Annotated in this window: 22 protein-coding genes and 1 riboswitch; of the genes, 9 read left to right on the top strand and 13 right to left on the bottom strand. The window is 69.9% G+C overall.

Features of this window, described 5'->3' with window-relative positions:
- Nucleotides 1–36 precede the first annotated feature (36 nt).
- The 3 genes from ACH4MY_RS06000 to ACH4MY_RS05990 form a co-directional block, all read right to left on the bottom strand.
- Nucleotides 37–489, bottom strand: a complete 453-nt coding sequence (locus tag ACH4MY_RS06000; RefSeq protein ID WP_397998154.1) for a GNAT family N-acetyltransferase — start codon at nt 487–489, stop codon at nt 37–39.
- A gap of 153 nt (nt 490–642) precedes the next feature.
- Entirely contained in the window at nt 643–1,101 is a 459-nt protein-coding gene (locus tag ACH4MY_RS05995) for a MarR family winged helix-turn-helix transcriptional regulator (RefSeq protein WP_397998151.1), read from the bottom strand.
- A 175-nt stretch (nt 1,102–1,276) separates the two neighbouring features.
- Nucleotides 1,277–2,140 carry a GNAT family N-acetyltransferase gene (locus ACH4MY_RS05990; RefSeq protein WP_397998149.1) on the bottom strand — a complete coding sequence of 288 codons (864 nt, stop codon included), beginning with the start codon at nt 2,138–2,140 and terminating at the stop codon, nt 1,277–1,279.
- A 99-nt stretch (nt 2,141–2,239) separates the two neighbouring features.
- On the opposite strand from ACH4MY_RS05990, the gene ACH4MY_RS05985 reads away from it, so the two are divergent.
- Complete coding sequence (locus tag ACH4MY_RS05985) at nt 2,240–2,893, top strand: HAD family hydrolase (RefSeq protein WP_397998146.1); 654 nt, start codon at nt 2,240–2,242, stop codon at nt 2,891–2,893.
- A 107-nt stretch (nt 2,894–3,000) separates the two neighbouring features.
- Nucleotides 3,001–4,287: a globin domain-containing protein gene (locus tag ACH4MY_RS05980; protein ID WP_397998143.1), complete on the top strand. Its 1,287-nt coding sequence runs from the start codon at nt 3,001–3,003 to the stop codon at nt 4,285–4,287.
- Here ACH4MY_RS05980 and ACH4MY_RS05975 read toward each other — a convergent pair.
- The 5 genes from ACH4MY_RS05975 to ACH4MY_RS05955 all read right to left on the bottom strand — a co-directional run bounded on the left by ACH4MY_RS05975 (nt 4,230) and on the right by ACH4MY_RS05955 (nt 7,905).
- Nucleotides 4,230–4,709 (bottom strand): NUDIX domain-containing protein, encoded by a 480-nt coding sequence (locus ACH4MY_RS05975; RefSeq protein WP_397998140.1) that lies wholly within the window; start codon nt 4,707–4,709, stop codon nt 4,230–4,232. The two genes, ACH4MY_RS05980 and ACH4MY_RS05975, sit on opposite strands and share 58 nt — an antisense overlap.
- A 56-nt stretch (nt 4,710–4,765) precedes the next feature.
- Nucleotides 4,766–5,662, bottom strand: coding sequence for a LysR family transcriptional regulator (locus ACH4MY_RS05970; protein ID WP_397998137.1), 897 nt, complete (start codon nt 5,660–5,662; stop codon nt 4,766–4,768).
- A 234-nt stretch (nt 5,663–5,896) separates the two neighbouring features.
- A complete protein-coding gene (locus ACH4MY_RS05965) occupies nt 5,897–7,030 on the bottom strand; it encodes a cystathionine gamma-lyase (RefSeq protein ID WP_397998134.1) in 1,134 nt (377 codons plus the stop codon).
- Nucleotides 7,027–7,518, bottom strand: a complete 492-nt coding sequence (locus ACH4MY_RS05960) for a low molecular weight protein-tyrosine-phosphatase (protein WP_397998131.1) — start codon at nt 7,516–7,518, stop codon at nt 7,027–7,029. The genes ACH4MY_RS05965 and ACH4MY_RS05960 overlap by 4 nt, the downstream gene beginning before the upstream one ends.
- Nucleotides 7,519–7,527: 9 nt before the next feature.
- Nucleotides 7,528–7,905, bottom strand: a complete 378-nt coding sequence (locus ACH4MY_RS05955; RefSeq protein ID WP_397998128.1) for a phage holin family protein — start codon at nt 7,903–7,905, stop codon at nt 7,528–7,530.
- Between the two features lie 51 nt (nt 7,906–7,956).
- On the opposite strand from ACH4MY_RS05955, the gene ACH4MY_RS05950 reads away from it, so the two are divergent.
- The 4 genes from ACH4MY_RS05950 to ACH4MY_RS05935 all read left to right on the top strand — a co-directional run bounded on the left by ACH4MY_RS05950 (nt 7,957) and on the right by ACH4MY_RS05935 (nt 10,226).
- Nucleotides 7,957–8,274, top strand: a complete 318-nt coding sequence (locus ACH4MY_RS05950) for a cupin domain-containing protein (RefSeq protein ID WP_397998125.1) — start codon at nt 7,957–7,959, stop codon at nt 8,272–8,274.
- Nucleotides 8,275–8,417: 143 nt separating this feature from the next.
- Nucleotides 8,418–8,636, top strand: a complete 219-nt coding sequence (locus tag ACH4MY_RS05945) for a DUF5326 family protein (protein WP_386474668.1) — start codon at nt 8,418–8,420, stop codon at nt 8,634–8,636.
- Nucleotides 8,637–8,873: 237 nt separating this feature from the next.
- Nucleotides 8,874–9,644: an IclR family transcriptional regulator gene (locus ACH4MY_RS05940; RefSeq protein WP_397998122.1), complete on the top strand. Its 771-nt coding sequence runs from the start codon at nt 8,874–8,876 to the stop codon at nt 9,642–9,644.
- A gap of 138 nt (nt 9,645–9,782) precedes the next feature.
- Complete coding sequence (locus tag ACH4MY_RS05935) at nt 9,783–10,226, top strand: SsgA family sporulation/cell division regulator (protein ID WP_055599121.1); 444 nt, start codon at nt 9,783–9,785, stop codon at nt 10,224–10,226.
- Between the two features lie 40 nt (nt 10,227–10,266).
- On the opposite strand, the gene ACH4MY_RS05930 is transcribed toward ACH4MY_RS05935, so the two are convergent.
- Entirely contained in the window at nt 10,267–11,667 is a 1,401-nt protein-coding gene (locus ACH4MY_RS05930; RefSeq protein WP_397998119.1) for a YibE/F family protein, read from the bottom strand.
- 71 nt (nt 11,668–11,738) lie between these two features.
- Nucleotides 11,739–11,885, top strand: a riboswitch (TPP riboswitch).
- Between ACH4MY_RS05930 and thiC the strand changes: the two genes are divergently transcribed.
- Nucleotides 11,879–13,681, top strand: a complete 1,803-nt coding sequence (gene thiC / locus ACH4MY_RS05925) for a phosphomethylpyrimidine synthase ThiC (protein WP_397998116.1) — start codon at nt 11,879–11,881, stop codon at nt 13,679–13,681. It overlaps the preceding riboswitch by 7 nt.
- Before the next feature lie 63 nt (nt 13,682–13,744).
- On the opposite strand, the gene ACH4MY_RS05920 is transcribed toward thiC, so the two are convergent.
- From ACH4MY_RS05920 to ACH4MY_RS05910, 3 genes are all read right to left on the bottom strand, one after another.
- Nucleotides 13,745–14,410, bottom strand: coding sequence for a hypothetical protein (locus ACH4MY_RS05920; protein WP_397998113.1), 666 nt, complete (start codon nt 14,408–14,410; stop codon nt 13,745–13,747).
- A gap of 160 nt (nt 14,411–14,570) precedes the next feature.
- Entirely contained in the window at nt 14,571–16,046 is a 1,476-nt protein-coding gene (locus ACH4MY_RS05915; RefSeq protein WP_397998110.1) for a metallophosphoesterase, read from the bottom strand.
- 392 nt (nt 16,047–16,438) lie between these two features.
- The gene (locus ACH4MY_RS05910; protein WP_397998107.1) at nt 16,439–17,545 is read right to left on the bottom strand and encodes a LacI family DNA-binding transcriptional regulator; all 1,107 of its coding nucleotides are present in this window, start codon (nt 17,543–17,545) and stop codon (nt 16,439–16,441) included.
- A gap of 393 nt (nt 17,546–17,938) precedes the next feature.
- On the opposite strand from ACH4MY_RS05910, the gene hisC reads away from it, so the two are divergent.
- Nucleotides 17,939–19,036, top strand: coding sequence for a histidinol-phosphate transaminase (gene hisC / locus ACH4MY_RS05905; RefSeq protein WP_397998104.1), 1,098 nt, complete (start codon nt 17,939–17,941; stop codon nt 19,034–19,036).
- Nucleotides 19,037–19,108: 72 nt separating this feature from the next.
- Here hisC and ACH4MY_RS05900 read toward each other — a convergent pair whose 3' ends face one another.
- Nucleotides 19,109–19,489 (bottom strand): cyclophilin-like fold protein, encoded by a 381-nt coding sequence (locus ACH4MY_RS05900; RefSeq protein WP_397998101.1) that lies wholly within the window; start codon nt 19,487–19,489, stop codon nt 19,109–19,111.
- Nucleotides 19,490–19,692: 203 nt separating this feature from the next.
- On the opposite strand from ACH4MY_RS05900, the gene ACH4MY_RS05895 reads away from it, so the two are divergent.
- A complete protein-coding gene (locus ACH4MY_RS05895; RefSeq protein WP_397998098.1) occupies nt 19,693–21,201 on the top strand; it encodes a cytochrome ubiquinol oxidase subunit I in 1,509 nt (502 codons plus the stop codon).
- The last annotated feature ends 17 nt before the right edge of the window (nt 21,202–21,218 follow it).

Raw genomic sequence — 21,218 nt, 5'->3', positions numbered from 1 at the left:
CGCCGGGGCACGGTCCCGGCGCGCTGTTCTCCCGCTTCAGAGGTTCTTCTTGAAGCCCACGTGGGAGGCCTCGAAGCCGAGACGCTCGTAGAAGCGGTGGGCGTCGGTGCGGGTGGCATCGGACGTCAGCTGCACGAGTCGGCAGTCCTGGCGCTCGGACTCCTCGACGGCCCACTCGATCAGCTGTGTACCGAGGCCGCTGCCGCGCTCGTCGCTGTGGATGCGGACGCCCTCGATGATCGAACGCGTGGCGCCCCGACGGGAGAGCCCGGGGATGAACGTCAGCTGGAGGGTGCCGACGACCTTGTCCTCACGGACGGCCACGACGACACGCTGGTGAGGGTCGTTCGCGAGGCGCTCGAAGGCGGCGAGGTACGGGCCGAGGTCGTCCGGGGATTCGCGCTGCGCGCCCAGGGGGTCGTCGGCGAGCATCGCGACGACGGCGTCGATGTCCTCCGCGGTGGCGGGGCGTATCTCAAGATCGCTCATGCTCCGCAGCGTACGCCGGGGGCCGGTTTCGCGGCCCGGATGCCCGCGGCGTGCGCCGGGCTGTCTCCGGGCTCGCGCTCAGGCGTCTCGGCGCTCTGGCGTTCTCACACGCCCAGGCGTCCTCGCAGCCAGGCGTCCTCGCCCGTTCCCGCGTCACGCGGGAACGCTCACGCCTTCCACGACCTGGACCAGCGGGGCCAGCTCGGGGTTCTTCGCGGCCTCGTCGAGGGCATCGCGCAGCGCGCTGTCGTTGGTGGGGCGAGCCTCGGTCAGGAGCGTGAGGCCGGCCTCGGTGACATCGGTGTAGATACCGCGCCGGTCGGTGGCGCAGAGGTACCGGGTGAGCAGACCGCGGTCCTCGAGCCGGGTGACGAGCCGGGTCGTGGCGCTCTGGCTGAGCACGACCGCGTCGGCGACCTGCTTCATCTGGAGGTGGCCGCCCGGCCCGCTGTGCTGCCGGCTGAGGACGTCGAGGAGGGAGTACTCCCGCACGCTCAGACCGTGCCGGCTCTCCAGGGCGCGCTCGATGTGGGACTCGATCCTGCCGTGCAGCAGGGAGAGGGCGCACCAGCGCTGGGAGAGCGCGGTGAGTGCGGGGTCCGTCGCGGTCATGGTCTCTCCTCGGTCTCTCCTCGGCACCGGAGTGGCTCTCGCCCCAGGGTAGTCGATGCGACGCAATAATGCGCGTCTGCAAGTAAATTCTCTCCTGGGCCGGACCTGGGCCGGACCTGGGCCGGACCTGCGTCGGACCGGGCCCGGAGGGAGAGTGAGGCCGCCGCCCGCCGGGTTATCCGGCCGCGACCGTCAGAGGAGCGAAGCGGCGGCGCCAGTCGCCGGGGAGGTCGGGCAGGGAGCGGACCATCACCGAGTTGGAGGCGATCGAGTCGATGCCGTTCTCCTTCACCCAGCTCAGCAGGGCCGTGTGCCGCACATCGATGTCCGTGCGCAGCGGGCGGTCGGTGGCGGCCGCCAGTGAGTCGATCAGGGCCTGGGCGGTGGCCGGGTCCCGGGCGATCAGTGGTCCGACGACATGGGTGTCCATGTTGGGCCAGGCCGCTCCGAAGCCGGTGATCTCGCCGTCCTCCTCCGCGACCCGGAGATGGTCCGCGAACGCGGGGAGCCGGGTGATCATGTGGGTCCGGTCGAGGCCGAAGATCTCGTGGTCCAGACGCAGGATCGCCTGGAGGTCCTCCGCGGTCGCAGGGCGGACGGGAACGGCCGGGGCGGGCGTGGTGAAGGTGAAGCGCCCGCGCACCATCTCCGAGCGGCTCGTCTCCGTGAAGCCCAGCTCCTCGTACAGGGGCTGTCCGTTCGGTGTCGCGTACAGGGTGAGCGGGGTGTCTCCGGCCTCCGCCAGGACGTGGTGCATGAGCCGACGTCCCACGCCTTGGCGTGCGTACCGCTCGGCGACGAGCACCATGCCGATCGCGGCGATCCCCGGGCCGTACGAGGTGACCACGCAGCAGGCGAGCAGCCCGGCTCCGGACGGGTCGTCGATGCCGTAACCGGTCCCCGCGGTGAGCAGCAGACCCCATTTGTGTTCCTCGCGCGGCCAGCCCCGGTTCTCGGAGAGGTCGGAGCAGGCGAGGAGGTCCTCCGAGGTCAGGCGGCGGACGGGGAGCTGTGCGAGGGGGGAGGGGGAGATCGGCATGCTTTCAGGCTGTCCGACGCGACGATCTTCCGTCCACCGCTTTACCGGATCTGGCCGATACCCGAGGGGACATTGATTCCACCTCGTGGCATGAGGACGATGTTTCACGTGAAACCCAAAAACCAGCGCCTGCACCTCTTCGACCTCGACGGCACCCTGATCCGGGGGTCGGCCGCGGCAGTGGAGATCTCCCGGCAACTGGGTGTTCTCGACGAGATCGCCGCCCTGGAGGAGGGCTTTCTGCGGGGGCTCACCCCGGACGAGTTCGCCGTCCGTGCCCATGCGCTGTGGTCCGCGCTCACCGTGGAGCAGGTCACGGCCGCCTTCGACGGTGCGCCGTGGCTTGCGGGCATCCGCGAGGTCTGGGCCGACATCCGGGACCGGGGTGACCGCTGCGCGGTCATCTCCCTCTCTCCCGACTTCTTCGTCGAGCGGCTGCTGGACTGGGGTGTGGACGCGGCGCACGGTTCGCGCTGGCCGGCGGTGCCCTTCACCGAGCCGATCCACCGGCCCGGCATCCTCGACGCGAAGGCGAAGGTACGGATCGCGCGGCAGCTCTGCGCGGAGTTCGGGGTCGACCCGGCCGACTGCGTCGCCTACGGAGACTCGATGTCCGACGCGGCGCTCTTCGCGATCGTGCCCGAGACCGTGGCCGTGAACGCGGATCACCATCTCGCCGGGCTCTCCCTCCACAGCTACACCGGAGGAGATCTGCGCGAGGCCTATGCCCTGGTCCGAAACAGCGCAGCTTAGCCAGAAACCCTGCCCTATGGCCCGAGAACGCCGCTTTCCGTCCGAAGCGGTGGACAGAGGGGTCATGCTGCGACCCACGGAAGCCGGCCAGCGCGAGGGCGAGGCACATGATGGATGCTCCGACCACCCCGAGGGCGACGGAGGGCGCGGACGGTCGCGAGCCCGGGGCGACGGACGGGCAGGAGCCGAGGGCGGGGGAGGGAAACGAGCCCCGAATACCCGGAGAAGCCTCCGCCGACGCGGTACTCGTCCGCCGCACCCTGGCGGAGATCGCGCCCGTCGCCGACCGGGTGACCTCGTACTTCTACGCCCTGCTCTTCATCCGGAACCCCGAGCTGCGCGAGATGTTCCCCGCGGCCATGGACACCCAGCGGGACCGGCTCCTGAAGGCGCTCCTGACCGCGGCGGAGCATCTGGACGACACGTCGGTGCTCACCGCGTACCTGGAGAACCTCGGCAGGGGGCACCGCAAGTACGGCACCCACTCCGCCCACTATCCGGCCGTCGGTGAGGCCCTCATCGGTGCGCTCGTCCGCTACGCGACGACGACCTGGGACGCGGAGACCGAGGCGGCGTGGGTCCGTACGTATACGACGATCTCCCAGATCATGATCGACGCGGCGGCGGAGGACGAGCGGTCGGCGCCCGCCTGGTGGCAGGCCGAGGTGGTCTCCCACGATCTGCGCACCCCGGACATCGCGGTCGTCACGCTCCGGCCCGACCAGCCGTATCCCTTCCTCGCGGGGCAGTACACGACGCTGGAGACCCCGTGGTGGCCACGGATCTGGCGCCATTACTCCTTCGCGGCGGCACCCCGGCCCGACGGACTGCTCTCCCTGCACGTCAAGGCGGTGCCCGCCGGCTGGGTGTCCAACGCGCTGGTCCACCGGGCGCGCCCCGGGGACGTGCTGCGTCTCGGCCCGCCGGCCGGGTCCATGACGGTCGACCACGCCACGGACACGGGGCTGCTCTGTGTGGGCGGCGGTACCGGGATCGCGCCGATCAAGGCCCTGGTGGAGGACGTCGCCGAGCACGGGGACCGGCGCCCGGTCGATGTCTTCTACGGAGCGCGCAGCGGCCAGGACCTCTACGACATCGACACGATGCTGCGGCTCCAGAAGACCTTTCCCTGGCTCTCGGTCCATCCGGTCACCGAGGAGCAGGGGCGGCTCCCCGAGGCCGTCTGCCGTTACGGCCCCTGGGGCGAACGCGACGCCTATCTGTCGGGGCCGCTCGGCATGGTCCGTCGAGGGGTGGACGCGCTGCGGGGAGCGGGGGTCCCCGCGGAGCGCATCCGTCACGACTTCCTCGCCGAGCTCGCCCCGGCCGCGGCCGATCAGCCCAGGTCGGGGGCGTGCATCGCGCGGACACCCTCGATGTTGCCGTCGAGGTAGTGGCGCAGGGAGAGCGGGACGAGGTGCACGGCGGCGATGCCGACCCGGCTGAAGGGCACCCGGACGATCTCGTACTCGCCGACCGGTTCGTCCATCTCGGGGCCGTGCCGCAGCGAGGGGTCCATGGAGTCGAGCCGGCACACGAAGAAGTGCTGGACCTTCACCCCGGAGACCCCGCCGTCGACGATGTGCTCGACGGTGTCGACGAAGCAGGGCACCACATCGGTGATCTTGGCGCCGAGTTCCTCGTGCACCTCGCGGTGCAGGGCCTCGACGACGGTGGTGTCGGAGGATTCCACGCCGCCGCCGGGCGTGAGCCAGTAGGGATCCATCCCCGGCTTGGTGCGCTTGATGAGGACGAGATCGTCCCCGTCGAGCAGGATGGCGCGTGCGGTGCGCTTGATCACGGGCCGTTCGTTCATGGGAAGAAAATGGCCCGTGTGAGGTGTCCTGAAACGCACTGACGGCCGGTGGGGACTCACCAGGCCCCGGCGGCCCTCAGCAGTTCCTCGTGAGCCCGTGCGATCGGCGACAGCGCGAGTGTGCCCGTGCGCACGACCAGGAAGTAGGTCCGCAGCGGTGGGACCGGCGGATCGAGCAGCGCCACGAGCCGGCCCTGCTCCAGGGCCTCCTCGCAGAGATAGCGCGGCAGGACGGCGAGCCCGGCACCGGAGGCGGCGGACTCCCGCACGGCCCGCAGATCGGGGGCGATCACCGTGGCGGCGACCGCCGGTCTGGTCTCGAAGACACTCGCCCAGTAGCGGGCGACGAACGGCAGCGACTCATGGACCTCGACCACCGGAAGCTGCTCCAGCACCACCGCGCCCTTGCGCAGGAGTACCTCGGGGGACAGCCGGGCCGCCCAGCGGGGCGCCGCGACCAGGACGTACTCCTCGTCGCAGAGCGGGGTGGAGACGAGCAGGCCGCCCCGGGGGCGGGCGGTGGCGACGGCCAGATCGTGGTGGCCCGCGGCGAGTCCGTCGAGGATCTCCTCGGTCTTGCCGAGGAACGACGCCCGCACGGCGAGGCCCTGGCCGACCAGCGGGGTGAGGGCGGGCAGGACGCGGAGGGCGGTGAACTCCGGAGGCCCGGCGACATGGAGGGTACGGGTGCCGTTCTCCTCGTCGAGCCCTGTCTCGGCGATCTCCACGAGGGCGTCGAGATGGGGAGCGGCGCGGTGCGCGAGTTCGTCGCCGATGGTCGTCGGCGTGACCCCGCGGGCCTGTCTGAGGAAGAGCGGCCGCCCGAGCTGCCGTTCGAGGGTCCGGATCTGGCTGGTGACGGCGGGCTGGGAGAGGCCGAGGAGCGCGGCGGCGCGGGTGAAGGAGCCGGCCCGGTGCACCGCGACGAACGTGCGCAACAGGGCCAGATCCATGTCCGCCCCCTCCCGGCCGTGCGGCCGTTCGACTCAGGCGGTCGGCTGACTGCGCCTCAGGACCGTCCAACTATAAATAAGTCGATAGGTCTCTGTCGCTACCGTGATTGGACACTGACGCACAGTCAACTAGCCTTGTTCAGGCGGTCTCCGCGCGTGGAACCGAGGCGTTCCGAGCCACGAGGGGGGAGGCTCGGAGCGCCTCGTTCCGTGCGCCACGGGAGGGGACCCGGCCTAGGCTCCGGCCTCGTCGAGGGCGCGCAGCACATCGGCGATCAGGTCCTCCGGGTCCTCGGCGCCGACGGAGAAGCGGATGAAGCCCTCCGCGACCGCGTCCCCGCCCCAGCGTCCGCGCCGCTCCGCCGTGGAGCGCACGCCACCGAAGCTGGTGGCGTCGTCGACGATCCGGAGCCCATCGAGGAACCGCTCGGCCCGCTTCCGGTCCGCCAGCTCGAAGGAGACCACGGGCCCGAAGCGCCGCATCTGCCGTGCGGCCACCGCGTGCGAGGGGTCGTCGGGCAGGCCCGGGTAGCGCAGCCCGGTCACGTCCGCGCGGCCGGCGAGCGTCTGCGCGAGCGCGAGCGCCGTGGAGCACTGGCGGTCGATCCGCAGCTGGAGCGTGGCGAGGGAACGGTGGGCGAGCCAGGCCTCCATCGGGCCGGGGATCGCGCCGACGACCTTGCGCCAGCGCCGTACCTCCGCCGCCCGCTCGGGGTCCCGGCAGCTGACATGGCCGAGCAGGATGTCGCCGTGCCCGGTCATGCCCTTGGTGTCGCTGGCGACGGAGAAGTCCGCGCCCAGTTCGAGCGGGCGCTGGCCGAGCGGGGTGGCGAGGGTGTTGTCGACGGCCACGAGTGCCCCCGCGGCATGCGCCTCGCGCACCAGGCGACGGATGTCGCACACGTCGAGACCCGGGTTGGACGGGGTCTCGATCCACAGCAGCCGGGCTCCTTCGAGGACGGCGAGCTGGCCGTCGCCGCCGGTGGGCGCGGCGCGGACCTCGATGCCGAACGCGCGCAGCTGCTCGTGCAGCAGCGGGAGGGCCTGGTAGCCGTCGGTGGGCACCACCACGACGTCGCCCGTCTTCAGCTGGGAGAGCAGGACGGCGGAGATCGCGGCCATGCCCGAGGCGAAGACCAGCGTCTCGACGCCCTGCTCCCCCGGCGCCTCCAGCTCGCCGATCGCCCGCTCCAGGTGGGTCCAGGTGGGGTTCTCGTCGCGGCCGTACGCGTATCCGCCGGTCGGCTCGCCCGGCAGATGGAAGTGCGCGGCGAAGACCGGCCCCGGCAGGGTGGGCTCGTACTTCACGGGGTCGGGCAGTCCGGCCCGCACCGCGCGGGTGCCGTCGCCGTAGTGCTTGTCGGTCACGGTGTCTGATCCTCCAGTTCGAGGCGGACGGCAGCGAGGAGTCCCTCGCTCGCGGCCTCCACCATCTCCAGGCACTCCTCGAAGCCCTCGCGGCCCCCGTAGTAGGGGTCGGGGACGTCGAGTGCGTCCCCGGCGGCCGGGTCGTAGGAGCGCAGCAGTCGTATCCGCGCCGCTTCCTCGGGCGTCCGGGCGAGCTCGCGGAGCTCCCGCAGATGCCCTTCGTCCAGCGCGATCACCAGGTCGAGGGCGGGGAACCACGAGGACCGGAACTGACGGGCGGTGTGCGCGGAGGTGTAGCCGTTCTCCTCGAGAACGGAGACCGTGCGCGAGTCGGCGCCGTCGCCTTCGTGCCATCCTCCGGTGCCGGCGCTGTCGACCTCCACCAGCTCGCCGAGGCCGGCCTCCTCCACATGCCTGCGGAAGACGTGCTCGGCCATCGGCGAGCGGCAGATGTTGCCGGTGCAGACGAAGCAGACGCGGTAGGTCATGGTGCCCACTCAGTCGGCGTCGGGGAGCACGACGTTCAGTGCCCACGAGACGACGGAGATGATCAGGCCGCCCAGGACGGCGGTCCAGAAGCCCTCCACGTGGAAGCTGAGATTGAACTGCTCGGCCAGCCAGGAGGTGAGGAGCAGCATCAGGGCGTTGACCACGAGGGTGATCAGGCCGAGCGTCAGAATGAAGAGCGGCAGTGTAAGAAGCTTGACGATCGGCTTGACCAGGACGTTCACGAGCCCGAAGACAAGGGCGACGAGAATGAGGGTCAGGACCTTCTTGCCGGTGCTCTCACCGGTCAGGGTGATGTCCTGGAGCAGCCAGATGGCGACTCCCAGGGCGCCCGCGTTGGCGAGCGTCTTGACTACGAAATTCATCATGTGTCTGATCGTGGCAGACACGATCGGGCCGAGGGCAGGGGCTGACAGGCGATGAAGGCATTCCGACTGGATGAACTGGAGGCGGAGCGTGCCGCGAACAAGGGCGCGTACCTCCAGTTCCTGCGGGAGCGGAACATGTCGGTGGGCCTGTACGCGCTGGAGGCCGGGGAACTCGACCCTCAGCAGCCGCACGCTCAGGACGAGGTGTACTTCGTGGTGAGCGGCCGGGCGGCGATCACGGTGGGGACGGAGACGACCCAGGTGGCGCGCGGCAGTGTGGTCTATGTGCCGGCGGGGGTGGAGCACAAGTTCCACCACATCAGCGAGGACCTGCGGGTGATGGTGGTCTTCTCCCCGCCGGAGAGCTGAGGGTCGGGCGTCCGAAGCCCCTAGGGGTCGGATCAGGGGAGAGCGGGGGCCGCACGGCCCCCGTGCGTCTCTTCCGGCCCCTAGCCTTGAGGATGTTCGGCGCGGAGTGCGCGGAACGGATCTTCGAGAGCGAGGTAGGGACGATGGCCGTACAGGAGATTCTCGCGGGGATGCCCTGGTGGGTGAAGTGGGTCGCCATACCCGTACTGGCCCTGCTCGTCTTCGGCGGACTGATCACCAGCGTCCTGGCCTTCGTGGTCGGACTGCTCTTCAAGGTGCTGCTCTTCGTGGCCCTCGTCGCCGGACTGATCTACGTCGTACGGAAGTTCAGCTCCTCCGACCGGTCGCGTGAGGACTGGTAGCACAAGCTACCGATCGGTATGAAGCCGATGGAGCGTATTAGCCCGGCCGGGGGAACGCGCAGGTCTAATCAGGACGTGGGCCCGGGGGCTGCCACTAGAGTGGAATCCCTCCGCCGCGTTGGGGACTACAGGCGTAGACCTCCCTACTGACCAGCGGTTTCCCAGGCCCGGCGGGCGCGCGGGGGCGGCCCCCGCGGGCGGATGCACTGCATCCGTCGTCACGCCTGGGGGTGACCTTTGGCCACGGCTACGCAGACGGCTGCGCCTACCTTGATCGGCTCGGTGCAGCGAGCGCTGAGACTTCTGGAGGCCGTGTCCTCCCATACGGAAGGCGCCCCGGCCAAACAGCTGGCCCGTGAGACGGGCCTTCCGCTGCCCACCACGTACCACCTGCTCCGCACCCTGACGCACGAGGGATACCTCGTCCGTGAGAAGGGTGTGTTCGTCCTGGGTGACGCCGCCGTCCGACTGGCCGGCGGCGGAGCTGTGCAGAATCGTCGCATCAAGATCGAAGACTCCCTTGCCCGCTGGCGGGACGAGATCGGTGTGCCGGTCTACTTCGCCCTCTATCGCGAGGGGGAGATCGAACTCGTCGCGGTCGCCGACACCCCTTCCGCCCCCGCAGTGGAGGAATGGGCCGATTTCCGCGAGACCGCGCACGCCCATGCGATCGGGCAGTGTCTGCTGAGTCAACTCGATCTGAAATCTCGTCAAGACCACCTTGATCGCCACCCGGTGGAAGCCATCACTCCGTACACGGTGCGTAACCGCCGTGCGCTTTTGGAGCGTTTGGGCGGTTTGGGGCGAATGGAGCCCCTGGTGGAGCGTCAGGAATATGCGCTCGGCACGGTCTGTGCCGCAATCCCCATCACAGCGGGTTCCGCGGCGGCCGCAATGGCCATTTCCCTCCCCCTTCACCAGGAAGAACGGTTGCTCCCAGCAGTCGAGCGGCTACGCACGGAGATCGGGAGGCTCTTCAGTTCACTCGCGTTCTCTATCAGTATCTGAAAAATCACTCCTTGTGATCTTCTAGCGCTTACAGCACGATTGCGTCAAGAGGGCCACGGGGGATCATTCCTGGCCGTTTCGGTCACAGCTTTCAGCAGCTGTGTTTACACAACTGCTTCATCTACTGCGGGGTACATGATGCGAGAGTCGGTTCAGGCCGAGGTACTGATGAGCTTCCTGGTCTCCGAGGAGCTCTCCTTCAAGATCCCGGTCGAACTGCGATATGAGACCCGGGATCCCTACGCGGTGCGGATGACCTTCCACCTCCCCGGAGACGCGCCGGTTACCTGGGCGTTCGGCAGGGAGCTGCTCCTCGACGGGATCAACAGGCCGAGTGGGGACGGCGATGTGCACATCGCCCCGACGGAGCCCGAGGGGCTCTCGGACGTCTCCATCCGGCTCCAGGTCGGTGGTGACCGCGCCCTGTTCCGGGCCAGCGCGCCACCGTTGGTCGCCTTCCTCGACCGGACGGACAAGCTTGTTCCGCTCGGTCAGGAACGGACACTGGGTGACTTCGAGGACAATCTGGAGGCCGCGCTGGGGCGGATTCTGGCCGAGGAGAACGCGGGCCCGGCCGCCTGAGTCCCCACCTCGCTCGGGCCCGGCCGCCTGAGTCCGTACCTCATTTGGCTCGGCGGCGGCGTCCGCCCCGTGCGACAGCGGGCTTCCCGCTCCCGGCCTCCGTCCGGTCGGCGGAGACCACCAGGGCCGCGAGCGCCGTGGTGACCGGCACGGAGGCGACCAGGCCGATCGATCCGACGAGCGTCCGGACGATCTCCTCGGCGACCAGTTCGCTGTTGGCCACCGTCCCCATGCTGCTCTGCGCGATGGTGAAGAGCAGCAACAGCGGCAGGGCGGCGCCCGCGTAGGCGAGCACCAGGGTGTTCACGACCGAGGCGATGTGGTCCCGGCCGATCCGGATCGCGGCCCGGTACAGCGCGCGCGGCCCCATGCCCGGATCGGCCTGGCGCAGCTCCCAGACCGCGGAGGTCTGGGTGACCGTCACGTCGTCGAGCACACCGAGCGAGCCGATGATGATGCTGGCCAGGAGCAGGCCGGACATGTCGATGCTCGGGTAGAGGCCGTGGATCAGGCCGGTGTTGTCGTCGGTGTTGCCGCTCAGCGACGCCCAGTCGATGAAGACCGAACCGAGCAGACCGATCAGCATCAGCGAGATCAGCGTCCCGAGCACCGCGACCGAGGTACGGGCCGAGAGCCCATGGCACATGTACAGCGCGATCAGCATGATGGCGCTCGATCCGACCACCGCCACCACCAGCGGATTCGATCCCTGCAGGATCGCCGGCAGGATGAAGAACGTCAGGATCAGGAAGCTCACGGCGAGCGCGATCAGGGCCATCACACCCCGCATCCGGCCGACGCCCACGACCACGAGGGCGAAGAGCCCGGCGAGGACCGCGATCGGGACCTTCCGGTTCACGTCCGTCACCGAGTACTGCAGATCGCGCGGGGCGTCGGGGGCGTACGCCACCACCACACCCTGCCCCTCGTCCAGTTGGCGCGGCGCGTCCGGCTGCACGATCTCGGTGAACGTACGGCCCTTCTCCGGACCGCTGGTGACCTCGATGGTCGCCTTCGCGCAGTCCCCCTGCCGCGCCTGGACCGCCTCGCGTCCCTCCGGGGTCGAGGTGTCCCCGGTCGGCGGGACCTGCCCGGCGTTCACGTCCTTGCAGTCGACCTGCTCGACGGCGACGACCTCGCCCTGTTCGGTCTGCCGGTCGAAGCCGACCCCGGTGCGCTCGTGCGCCGGGGTGCCACCGGGCCACAGGACCACGAGCCCGACCACGACGGCCGTGGCGAAGGGGATCAGGATCGCGGCGATGACCTTGCGCAGATGACGGGACACCGGGGCGGCGGGTCCGTGGCTGTGGCTGTGGCCGTGCCCTTGGCCGTGCCCGTGGCCGTTTTCGTGGGAAGGATGGTGCCCCTGGCCGTGCCCGTGGGAGGGGCCGGGACCGTGGTGGTGGTCGTGCGGCTCGGGAGTCTGCTGGGGGGAAGTCACCGACCGATCATCGCAAGAACGACGGGGGCCCACTGTTCAGCACGCCAGCATTGACGCTAGCGTGGTGGCACCTTTGCACACGCGGGAGCTCGGAGCACCGGGCTGAGAGGGCGCTGATCACCGTACGCGCGTACTGACGTACGTACGGGAGGAGGCTGCGCCGACCGCCGAACCTGTTACCGGGTAATGCCGGCGTAGGGAGATCGGTCTCATGACCATTCAGGATGCACGCACGCCTGCCTCCAACCAGGACGACGCCTCCGTCGACCCCGTCGACGGCGCGCGCACGCCGGGCTGGCACAAGGGGTATGTCCAGGGTTCGCGCCCCGACCTCCGGGTGCCGGTCCGCCAGGTGCACCTCACCAATGGCAAGGACGTCACGCTGTACGACACGTCCGGCCCGTACACCGACCCCACCGTCGACACCGACGTGCGGCGGGGGCTTCCGCCGCTGCGCGAGAACTGGATCATCGCGCGCGGCGACACCGAGGAGTACGCGGGCCGCCCGGCCCGCCCCGAGGACGACGGCATCAAGCACACCTCGCCGCGCGGCGGCGGGCTGAAGAACCTCGACGCCGTCTTCCCCGGCCGCCCCCGCCTGCCCCGCCGCGGCCGCGACGGGCAGGCCGTGACGCAGCTCGCGTACGCGCGCCGGGGGGAGATCACCCCGGAGATGGAGTACGTCGCGATCCGGGAGAACGTCTCCCCCGAGGTCGTACGGGAGGAGATCGCGGCGGGTCGCGCGGTGCTCCCGGCCAACGTCAACCACCCGGAGATCGAGCCGATGATCATCGGCAAGCGGTTCCTGGTGAAGGTCAACGCCAACATCGGCAACTCCGCCGTGACCTCCTCCATCGAGGAGGAGGTGGAGAAGATGACCTGGGCGACCAAGTGGGGCGCCGACACGGTCATGGACCTCTCCACCGGCCGGAACATCCACACCACCCGCGAGTGGGTGCTCCGCAACTCCCCCGTGCCCATCGGCACCGTGCCGCTCTACCAGGCGCTGGAGAAGGTCGACGGCAGGGCCGAGGACCTGACCTGGGAGATCTACAAGGACACGGTCATCGAGCAGGCCGAGCAGGGCGTGGACTACATGACGGTGCACGCCGGCGTACTCCTGCCGTACGTGCCGCTCACCGCGCGCCGCAAGACCGGCATCGTCTCGCGCGGCGGCTCGATCATGGCCGCCTGGTGTCTCGCGCACCACAAGGAGAACTTCCTCTACACGAACTTCGAGGAGCTCTGCGACATCCTGGCGACGTACGACGTCACGTACTCGCTGGGCGACGGCCTGCGCCCCGGCTCGATCGCGGACGCCAACGACGCCGCGCAGTTCGCCGAGCTGAAGACGCTGGGCGAGCTCAACACGATCGCCAAGCGCCACAACGTGCAGACGATGATCGAGGGCCCGGGCCACGTCCCGATGCACAAGATCAAGGAGAACATCGACCTTCAGCAGGAGATCTGCGAGGAGGCGCCGTTCTACACGCTCGGCCCGCTGACCACGGATGTCGCGCCCGCGTACGACCACATCACCTCGGGCATCGGCGCCGCGATGATCGCCTGGTGGGGCACGGCGATGCTCTGCTACGTCACGCCCAAGGAGCACCTCGGCCTGCCCAACCGCGACGACGTGAAGACCGGCGTCATCACGTACAAGATCGCGGCTCACGCGGCCGACCTCGCCAAGGGGCACCCGGGCGCGCAGGAGTGGGACGACGCGCTCTCGGACGCCCGGTTCGAGTTCCGCTGGGAGGACCAGTTCAACCTGGCGCTCGACCCGGACACCGCGCGTGAGTTCCACGACGAGACGCTGCCGGCGGAGCCCGCGAAGACCGCGCACTTCTGCTCGATGTGCGGTCCGAAGTTCTGTTCGATGAAGATCTCGCAGGACATCCGGCGGGAGCACGGCGGCGATCTGAAGGCGGAGGAGATCGAGGCGGGCATGGCCGCGAAGTCCGCCGAGTTCGCGGCGACCGGCAACCGGGTGTACCTCCCCCTGGCGGAGTGACCCGGACGCCCCGGTAGGCCGCCGGCCCGCGACCCACGGGGGGTGTCGCGGGCCGGCGGTGTGTCAGGGGACGGGTGGGCCCGGGGGTGGGGCGGTGGCCGCGAGGACGTCGCGGAGGAACGGCAGGATGCCGCGCTCCACCAGGGCGCGGCGCCAGGCCTCACGGGCGAGGGACAGCTCGTCGTCCGGTGCGGCGGCGGGCAGACCGCCCACGCCCACCTCGGCCGGGCTGTTGCGCAGGGCCGTCACGAGGAGCCCGGCGGCCGCGCAGAGCAGTCCCGCGGCGGCCACGGCGCCGAAGACCAGGCCGGCCGTGAGGAGGGTCGCCCCGAACACCACGGTGGGGGCGAGGGCGTGCAGGACCGCGCCGACCAGCAGGAATATGACGGCGGCAGCGCCCGCGAGGACGGGCACCAGGACGGTGAGGATCGCGACGACGCCCGGGCCGGGACCGGGACCCGGCCGCTCGGAGGACGCCGGTGCCCGGGTCCCCGGGGCCGAGCGGTTCTGCTCCCGGACCTTCACGAAGTGGTCGTACTCGCTCGCCGCCGCGCTCGTGACCAGGGTCGTCGCGTTCAGCGTCAGGGAACGCAGCTGCGCGAGCGTGAGCCGGGTCCCGGCTCCTTCGAGATCCGGACGTGTGTGGGCGGTGCTCAGTGCGTCGTCGAGGAGCCGCTCGTACTCGGCGCGGTCCTCGGTCAGCAGGTGCGGAGCCACGTTCATCTGCATCCCCCGATGCTCCGTAGGCCCGGCTCAGCCGTGGGAAACGGTCGGTTGGGCGGAAACGGAGGAGAGCCTGCTACGGATGGATCCGATGGTATTGCGGCGGTGCCACGCGCTGACAGGGTGTTTCCGGAATTCGCCTTCCCCGGATGCGGAGGGTTATGCGTCAGCCGTTCAACGGGAGTTGGACGACCAGTAGCTTTCCGGCCATGGTCACTCCGCCGTCCATGGCGATCGCCAGACCCTCGGCGTAGACGTGCGGTCCGTCGACGATCGGGCCCGAACTCCCCTCGCCCTCCTCCGTGCCGACCTGGCCGAGGAGGTACGGGATGGGGCTGTGACCGTGCACGATCCGGTGGCCGCCGTAGGTGGAGAGCAGCTCCTGGACGGCCTGCGGCCCGCCTTCGTCGCGGAAGGCGAAGCGCTTGGTGAACTTCCGGAAGACGTCCCAGACCTCGTCGGCGTCGTTGCGGTTGAGGATCTCGTGGACCGTGTCGTTGACGTCCTCGATGGTCTCGCCGTATTCGAGGTACGCGGTGGTGTCGGAGTGCAGGAGGAGATGGTCGTCCTCGAGCACCACGGCGTCGAGCCGGGACATCCACTGCAGATGGACGTCCTGGAGCCGGTCCATGTCGTGCTTCTGGCCGCCGTTGAGCAGCCAGGCGGCCTGGAAGGTGGCGGTGCCCGCGCCGGAGTTCACCGGGGTGTCGCCGAAGCGCTTGGCGCCGATGAGCAGCAGTTCGTGGTTGCCCATGAGGGCCTTGCAGTAGCCGCCGGCGGCGGCGGCCTCGGCGGAGAGCCGCATGACGAGGTCGATGACGCCGATGCCGTCGGGGCCGCGGTCGGTGAAGTCGCCGAGGAACCAGAGGCGGGCGTTGCCGGCGGCCCAGCCGCCGTTCTCGTCGATGAGGCCCTGGGCGCGCAGGGCGGCCACGAGTTCGTCGAGGTAGCCGTGGACGTCGCCGACGACGTAGAGCGGGCCGGGGCCCTCACCGCTGGCGGGGGCGGGCTCGGCGCCGGGGGCGGACTCGGGGGTGACCGGGACCTGGACGGTGTCGCCGCGGTTGATGACCGGGAGGTCGCGCTCGGTCGGGGTGTATCCCTCGGGCATCCGGTCCTCGGGGAAGCTGTTGCCGGGGTGACCGGTGGCGACGGAGACGATGGAGGAACCGGCCGCGGCGGGGTACGCGGGGGCGGCGGTCCGGTGCCCCAGGTGCAGGGTCGGTTCGGCGGGCATGGGCGCGGGGGGAGCCGACGGTCGCGGGGGGACCGCCGGGGCGGTCGCGGGCGCGTGCTCGGGTGCGGCGGCGCTCTCGGCGGGGAGGGGAGCGGCGGGGTTCGCGGCGCTCTCGGCGGGGAGCGGAACGGATGCGGCGAGTGCCGCCGTGGCCGCCCGGGCGGCCGCCGCCTGTGCCGCCACGGCCTGCACCGGCACGGACTCGACCGGCGCGGGCGCGACGGGAGGCAGCTGCTCGGCCGGGGGCGCGGGCGGGTTCTCCGCCGGTGCGGGCACCGGCAGAGGCTCTGTGGTCGTCGGATCGGCGGCATGGCCCTGTACGGGCACCCGGGCGTACGGCGGTACGCGGAAGTCACGCAATGTCGCCGTGCGCACCACGGGCTCCTGCCCGGCCCCCTGAGTCATGGACCCCTCCACCACCGTCGCGATGCCCTGCACATCGCGGACCGGCCTGGTCGGGGAGGTCCGCGGTGTCGTGCGCCCATCATAGGAATGAGCGTCCTCCTGTGTGACGCACCAGGGGTGGTGAATCCGGGTCCACTCCGGGTTCACCGGTTGTTTCGCCCGAATTGAGAAGGTCGAATCCAGGGTTGAGGCCGGATAGGTGGCCGGTTTCGCCGCCCTGGCCCACGGGCAGGGGCGAGGACGGCGGATGGGGTGGCGCCGGTTGACGGGGTGTCGGTCCTTCGTCGATCTGTCGTGCGCGGATCGGTGATGCGGAGGTCGGTGATGCGGAGGTCGGAGATGCGGAGGTCGGTGACGCGTAGTCCGTGACGCTGAGGTCGGTCGCCCGTGGGTCAGTCCTTCGCGGGTGAGCGCGGCGGGCTGACGGTCGTGCGCGGCGAACGGCGCTGCGAGGAGGTGCGCACGATGAGTTCGGTCGGTATCACCTGCTCGACCGGGCCGTCGGTGTCGATCCCCTCGATGGCGTCGATGAGGAGCTGGACGACGGCCGTGCCGATCCGCCGCGGTTTGAGCGACAGTGTCGTGATGGGCGGTTCGGTGGTGGCGTAGACGGTGGACTCGCTGCAGCAGACCAGCAGCAGGTCGTCCGGGACGCGCAGTCCGTAGCGGCGCGCGGCCGCGAGGAGGTCGGTTCCGTTGGGGTCGAAGAGGCCGTACACGGCGTCGGGCCGGTCCGGGCGGGCGAGCAGCCGGTCGGCCGCGACGGCGCCCGCGCACGGGTCGTGCGCCGGATAGGCCTCGTAGACGGGGTCCTGGCCCACCCGCTCGCACCAGTTCAGGTACGCGGTGGTGGACAGGCGGGTGTACGTGTCGGTGGTGGTTCCGGTGAGGAGGCCGATACGGCGGGCGCCGGCGGCGGCGAGATGGTCGAGCAGATCGAGGACGGCGGCTTCGTGGTCGTTGTCGACCCAGGCGGTGACCGGAAGGGTGCCGGCGGGGCGTCCGTCGGAGACGACGGGCAGGCCCTGCCGGACCAGTTCGGTGACGACCGGGTCGTGGTCGGAGGGGTCGATGACGACGGTGCCGTCGAGGGCGACGTTCGACCAGACGTCATGTCGGGAGGTGGCGGGGAGGATGACCAGGGCGTAGCCCCGGGCGAGCGCTGCCGATGTGGCTGCTCTGGCCATCTCCGCGAAGTACGCGAATTCGGTGAAGGTGAAAGGTTCATCCCCGTACGTGGTCACGGTCAGGCCGATGAGTCCCGACTTCCCGGTGCGGAGCGTGCGGGCCGCCGCGGATGGGCGATAGCCCAGCCGGTCGGCGACCTCGCGCACGTGACGGCGGGTGGCGTCGGGGAGTCGGCCCTTGCCGTTGAGCGCGTCGGAGACAGTCGTGATGGAGACCCCGGCGGCGGCGGCCACGTCCCGGATGCCTGCCCGGCCCTGCCGGCTTCCCCGGGTCTGTGCCCGGCTCACCTGGTGCTTCCCTGCTGCTGTCATGGCGAGCCGATAGTAGGGCGATGAGGGGTGCTTGGGCCGGTCGCATATGCAGGCATTGACAGGCACGTTTCTGCATGGCTGATTGGCATCAAGAGGCCTTGAATCCAAGGCAGTTAGGGCCTTTTGCATGGGACCTGTGGTTGTCGAACGGCATAGGCCTGGCGAGGGGGCGAGGTCTCGAAGAGGTCTCAACTCACCTCTACGGGGGATGCGCGCCACGGCGCCCGCCACCGGCGCGCGCCACCCGGGCGCGCGCTCCCCCTCTTCGGGAGCGCTCCGAGGGGGCCGTGTCCACAGCGTGTCCCTCCTGTTGTCCACAGCCCATTCGCAGCGGGCGGGAATCCTCTTAAGGTGAGCAGTATTGGCGGTACGGACGGTCGAGGAGGCCACACAGTGAGCGAGACCAGCGGGACGAGTACGGGCAGCCCGAAGCTGCGCGCCGAGCTGGACGGCGTCCCCACCTACAAGCCGGGCAGGCCGGCCGCCTCGGGCGGTCCCGTGGCTTTCAAGCTGTCCTCCAACGAGAACCCGTATCCGCCGCTGCCGGGGGTCATGGAGACCACGCTGGCCGCCGCCGCGAACTTCAACCGCTACCCGGACATGGCCTGCACGGGGCTGACCGAAGAGCTGGCGGACCGCTTCGGCGTGCCCGTCTCGCACATCGCGACCGGCACCGGTTCGGTCGGCGTCGCCCAGTCGCTGCTCCAGTCGACCTCGGGCCCCGGTGACGAGGTCATCTACGCCTGGCGCTCCTTCGAGGCGTACCCGATCATCACGCAGATCAGCGGGGCCACCTCGGTGCAGGTGCCGCTGACCGACGGCGAGGTGCACGACCTCGACGCCATGGCCGAGGCGATCACCGACCGGACCCGGCTGATCTTCGTCTGCAACCCGAACAACCCCACGGGCACCGCGGTGCGCCGGGCCGAGCTGGAGCGCTTCCTCGACCGGGTGCCCTCCGACGTCCTGGTCGTGCTCGACGAGGCGTACCGCGAGTTCGTCCGCGACACCGACATCCCGGACGGCATCGAGCTGTACCGCGACCGGCCGAACGTCGCGGTGCTGCGGACCTTCTCCAAGGCGTACGGCCTGGCGGGGCTGCGGGTCGGCTTCGCGGTCGCCCACGAGCCGGTGGCGGCGGCGCTGCGCAAGACGGCGGTGCCGTTCGGCGTGAGCCAGCTGGCGCAGGACGCGGCGGTGGCCTCGCTGCGCGCGGAGGACGAACTGCTCGGGCGGGTCGGCTCGCTGGTGGCCGAGCGCGAGCGGGTCCATGCCGGGCTCGTGTCCCAGGGCTGGACCGTGGCGGACACCCAGGCGAACTTCGTCTGGCTGCGGCTCGGTGAGCGGACGCTGGACTTCGCGGCGGAGTGCGAGCGCCACGGTGTGATGGTGCGGCCGTTCGCCGGAGAGGGCGTGCGCGTCACGATCGGCGAGACCGAGGCGAACGACCTGTTCCTGAAGGCGGCGGAGGGCTTCCGCAAGGAGGGCTGATCAGCCGCTGACGAGCTCCATGCGGAGGGGCGGCCGGTCAGCCGCCGCCCGGCTCCACGCCTGGGCGGCCGGTCAGCCGCCGGCGAGCTCCACGCGGATCGGGTCGCCGTCCCGGACGGTGGCCAGGATCCGGGGGTCGCCGTCGAGCGCGCCCAGCAGGTTGCACGGGCTCGCGAGCCGGCATTCGTCGCCCCGTGAGACGGGGGTGGGGCCGTAGGGGAGGGCGAGCGCGTCGCCCTCCGTCCAGAAGGCCACCGTGCCGGGGTCGACGACCTGGCGCGCGCCGTCCTCGACGGAGGCGGAGACCGGAGTGTCGAAGTAGACCTCCTCGCCCCAGGTCCGGGCGGTGGAGGAGATCGGGAGAGCCCCCGCGAGCGCCTTGCTCGTGGGGGTTTCCTCAAGGGTGGCCGTGGTGTGTCCGGCCGGCCAGACGATGCGTATCCGAAGGGTCATGCCCGGGATTCAACAATATGTTGAAGGCCCTGGGAAGGGGTGGCCTTCGGTAGAGACCCCCCGACCGAAGGTACGGATTTCGTATGAGCCATAATGCTTGTGAATGTGAACGCGTTCACAAGCGTGTCCTGTTCATCCCGTATTGAGTGGGATAAGCAGGGCAAACTGCCGATGTGACCACGGCGATGTAAGGAGAAAACGACGTGGACCTCGCTCTGGCGCCAGAGACCTTGGCGCGCTGGCAGTTCGGCATCACCACCGTCTACCACTTTCTCTTCGTCCCTCTGACGATCTCCCTCGCCGCGCTCACCGCCGGGCTCCAGACCGCATGGGTCCGGACGGAGAACGAGAAGTACCTCAGGGCGACGAAGTTCTGGGGCAAGCTCTTCCTGATCAACATCGCCATGGGTGTCGTCACCGGCATCGTGCAGGAGTTCCAGTTCGGCATGAACTGGTCCGACTACTCCCGGTTCGTCGGTGACATCTTCGGAGCGCCGCTCGCCTTCGAGGCGCTCATCGCCTTCTTCTTCGAGTCGACCTTCATCGGTCTGTGGATCTTCGGCTGGGACAAGCTCCCCCAGCGGATCCACCTCGCCTGCATCTGGATGGTGTCGATCGGCACCGTCCTCTCCGCGTACTTCATCCTCGCGGCCAACTCCTGGATGCAGCACCCGGTGGGGTACCGCATCAACGAGGAGCGCGGCCGGGCCGAGCTCACCGACTTCTGGCACGTGCTCACCCAGAACACCGCCCTCACCCAGTTCTTCCACACCATGACGGCGGCCTTCCTGGTCGGTGGCGCGTTCATGGTCGGTATCTCCGCCTTCCACCTGGCGCGCAAGAGGCACATCCCGGTGATGCGGACCTCGCTGCGGCTCGGCCTGATCACCCTGATCATCGCGGGCCTCGGCACCGCCATCAGCGGTGACCTGCTCGGCAAGGTGATGTTCAAGCAGCAGCCGATGAAGATGGCCGCCGCCGAAGCGCTCTGGGACGGCGAGGCGCCCGCACCCTTCTCGGTCTTCGCCTACGGAGACGTCGAGAAGGGCCACAACACCGTCGCCATCGAGATCCCCGGCCTGCTGTCCTTCCTCGCCAACGACGACTTCACCTCGTACGTCCCGGGCATCAACGACATCAACAAGGCCGAGCAGGAGAAGTTCGGCCCAGGCGACTACCGGCCCAACATCCCGGTCGCGTACTGGGGCTTCCGCTGGATGATCGGCTTCGGCATGGCCTCGCTGACCATCGGCATGCTCGGCCTCTGGCTGACCCGCAAGAAGTTCATGCTGGCCCCCGGGATGCGGACCGGTGAGGACGAGGTGCCGAACCTGGTCCTGTTCAAGCGGAAGGCGCTCAGCCCCCGCCTGGGCAAGTGGTACTGGATCGTCGCCCTCTGGACCATGGCGTTCCCGCTGATCGCCAACTCCTGGGGCTGGATCTTCACCGAGATGGGCCGTCAGCCCTGGGTCGTCTACGGCGTGCTGCGCACCCGGGACGCCGTCTCCCCCGGCACCACCACGGGCGAGGTGCTCACCTCGATGATCGTCTTCACCGCGCTCTACGCGGTTCTCGCCGTGATCGAGGTCAAGCTCCTCGTGAAGTACATCAAGGCGGGCCCGCCGGAGCTCACCGAGGACGACCTCAACCCGTCCACCAAGATCGGCGGGGACTCTCGTGACCCCGACCGCCCCATGGCCTTCTCGTACTGAGGCTCAGGAGATCGAGG

Origin of the sequence: Streptomyces sp. NPDC017246, from assembly GCF_044331325.1 — a bacterium.
Lineage (GTDB): Bacteria > Actinomycetota > Actinomycetes > Streptomycetales > Streptomycetaceae > Streptomyces.
This window is presented reverse-complemented; position numbering and strand designations above follow the sequence as displayed.

Excerpts from the sequence above, each read along its gene's own strand:
- ACH4MY_RS06000 (WP_397998154.1), bottom strand. The coding sequence starts at position 489 with ATGAGCGATCTTGAGATACGCCCCGCCACCGCGGAGGACATCGACGCC.
- ACH4MY_RS05995 (WP_397998151.1), bottom strand. The coding sequence starts at position 1,101 with ATGACCGCGACGGACCCCGCACTCACCGCGCTCTCCCAGCGCTGGTGC.
- ACH4MY_RS05990 (WP_397998149.1), bottom strand. The coding sequence starts at position 2,140 with ATGCCGATCTCCCCCTCCCCCCTCGCACAGCTCCCCGTCCGCCGCCTG.
- ACH4MY_RS05985 (WP_397998146.1), top strand. The coding sequence starts at position 2,240 with ATGTTTCACGTGAAACCCAAAAACCAGCGCCTGCACCTCTTCGACCTC.
- ACH4MY_RS05980 (WP_397998143.1), top strand. The coding sequence starts at position 3,001 with ATGATGGATGCTCCGACCACCCCGAGGGCGACGGAGGGCGCGGACGGT.
- ACH4MY_RS05975 (WP_397998140.1), bottom strand. The coding sequence starts at position 4,709 with ATGAACGAACGGCCCGTGATCAAGCGCACCGCACGCGCCATCCTGCTC.
- ACH4MY_RS05970 (WP_397998137.1), bottom strand. The coding sequence starts at position 5,662 with ATGGATCTGGCCCTGTTGCGCACGTTCGTCGCGGTGCACCGGGCCGGC.
- ACH4MY_RS05960 (WP_397998131.1), bottom strand. The coding sequence starts at position 7,518 with ATGACCTACCGCGTCTGCTTCGTCTGCACCGGCAACATCTGCCGCTCG.
- ACH4MY_RS05955 (WP_397998128.1), bottom strand. The coding sequence starts at position 7,905 with ATGATGAATTTCGTAGTCAAGACGCTCGCCAACGCGGGCGCCCTGGGA.
- ACH4MY_RS05950 (WP_397998125.1), top strand. The coding sequence starts at position 7,957 with ATGAAGGCATTCCGACTGGATGAACTGGAGGCGGAGCGTGCCGCGAAC.
- ACH4MY_RS05945 (WP_386474668.1), top strand. The coding sequence starts at position 8,418 with ATGGCCGTACAGGAGATTCTCGCGGGGATGCCCTGGTGGGTGAAGTGG.
- ACH4MY_RS05935 (WP_055599121.1), top strand. The coding sequence starts at position 9,783 with ATGCGAGAGTCGGTTCAGGCCGAGGTACTGATGAGCTTCCTGGTCTCC.
- thiC (WP_397998116.1), top strand. The coding sequence starts at position 11,879 with ATGACCATTCAGGATGCACGCACGCCTGCCTCCAACCAGGACGACGCC.
- ACH4MY_RS05920 (WP_397998113.1), bottom strand. The coding sequence starts at position 14,410 with ATGCAGATGAACGTGGCTCCGCACCTGCTGACCGAGGACCGCGCCGAG.
- ACH4MY_RS05915 (WP_397998110.1), bottom strand. The coding sequence starts at position 16,046 with ATGACTCAGGGGGCCGGGCAGGAGCCCGTGGTGCGCACGGCGACATTG.
- ACH4MY_RS05910 (WP_397998107.1), bottom strand. The coding sequence starts at position 17,545 with ATGACAGCAGCAGGGAAGCACCAGGTGAGCCGGGCACAGACCCGGGGA.
- ACH4MY_RS05900 (WP_397998101.1), bottom strand. The coding sequence starts at position 19,489 with ATGACCCTTCGGATACGCATCGTCTGGCCGGCCGGACACACCACGGCC.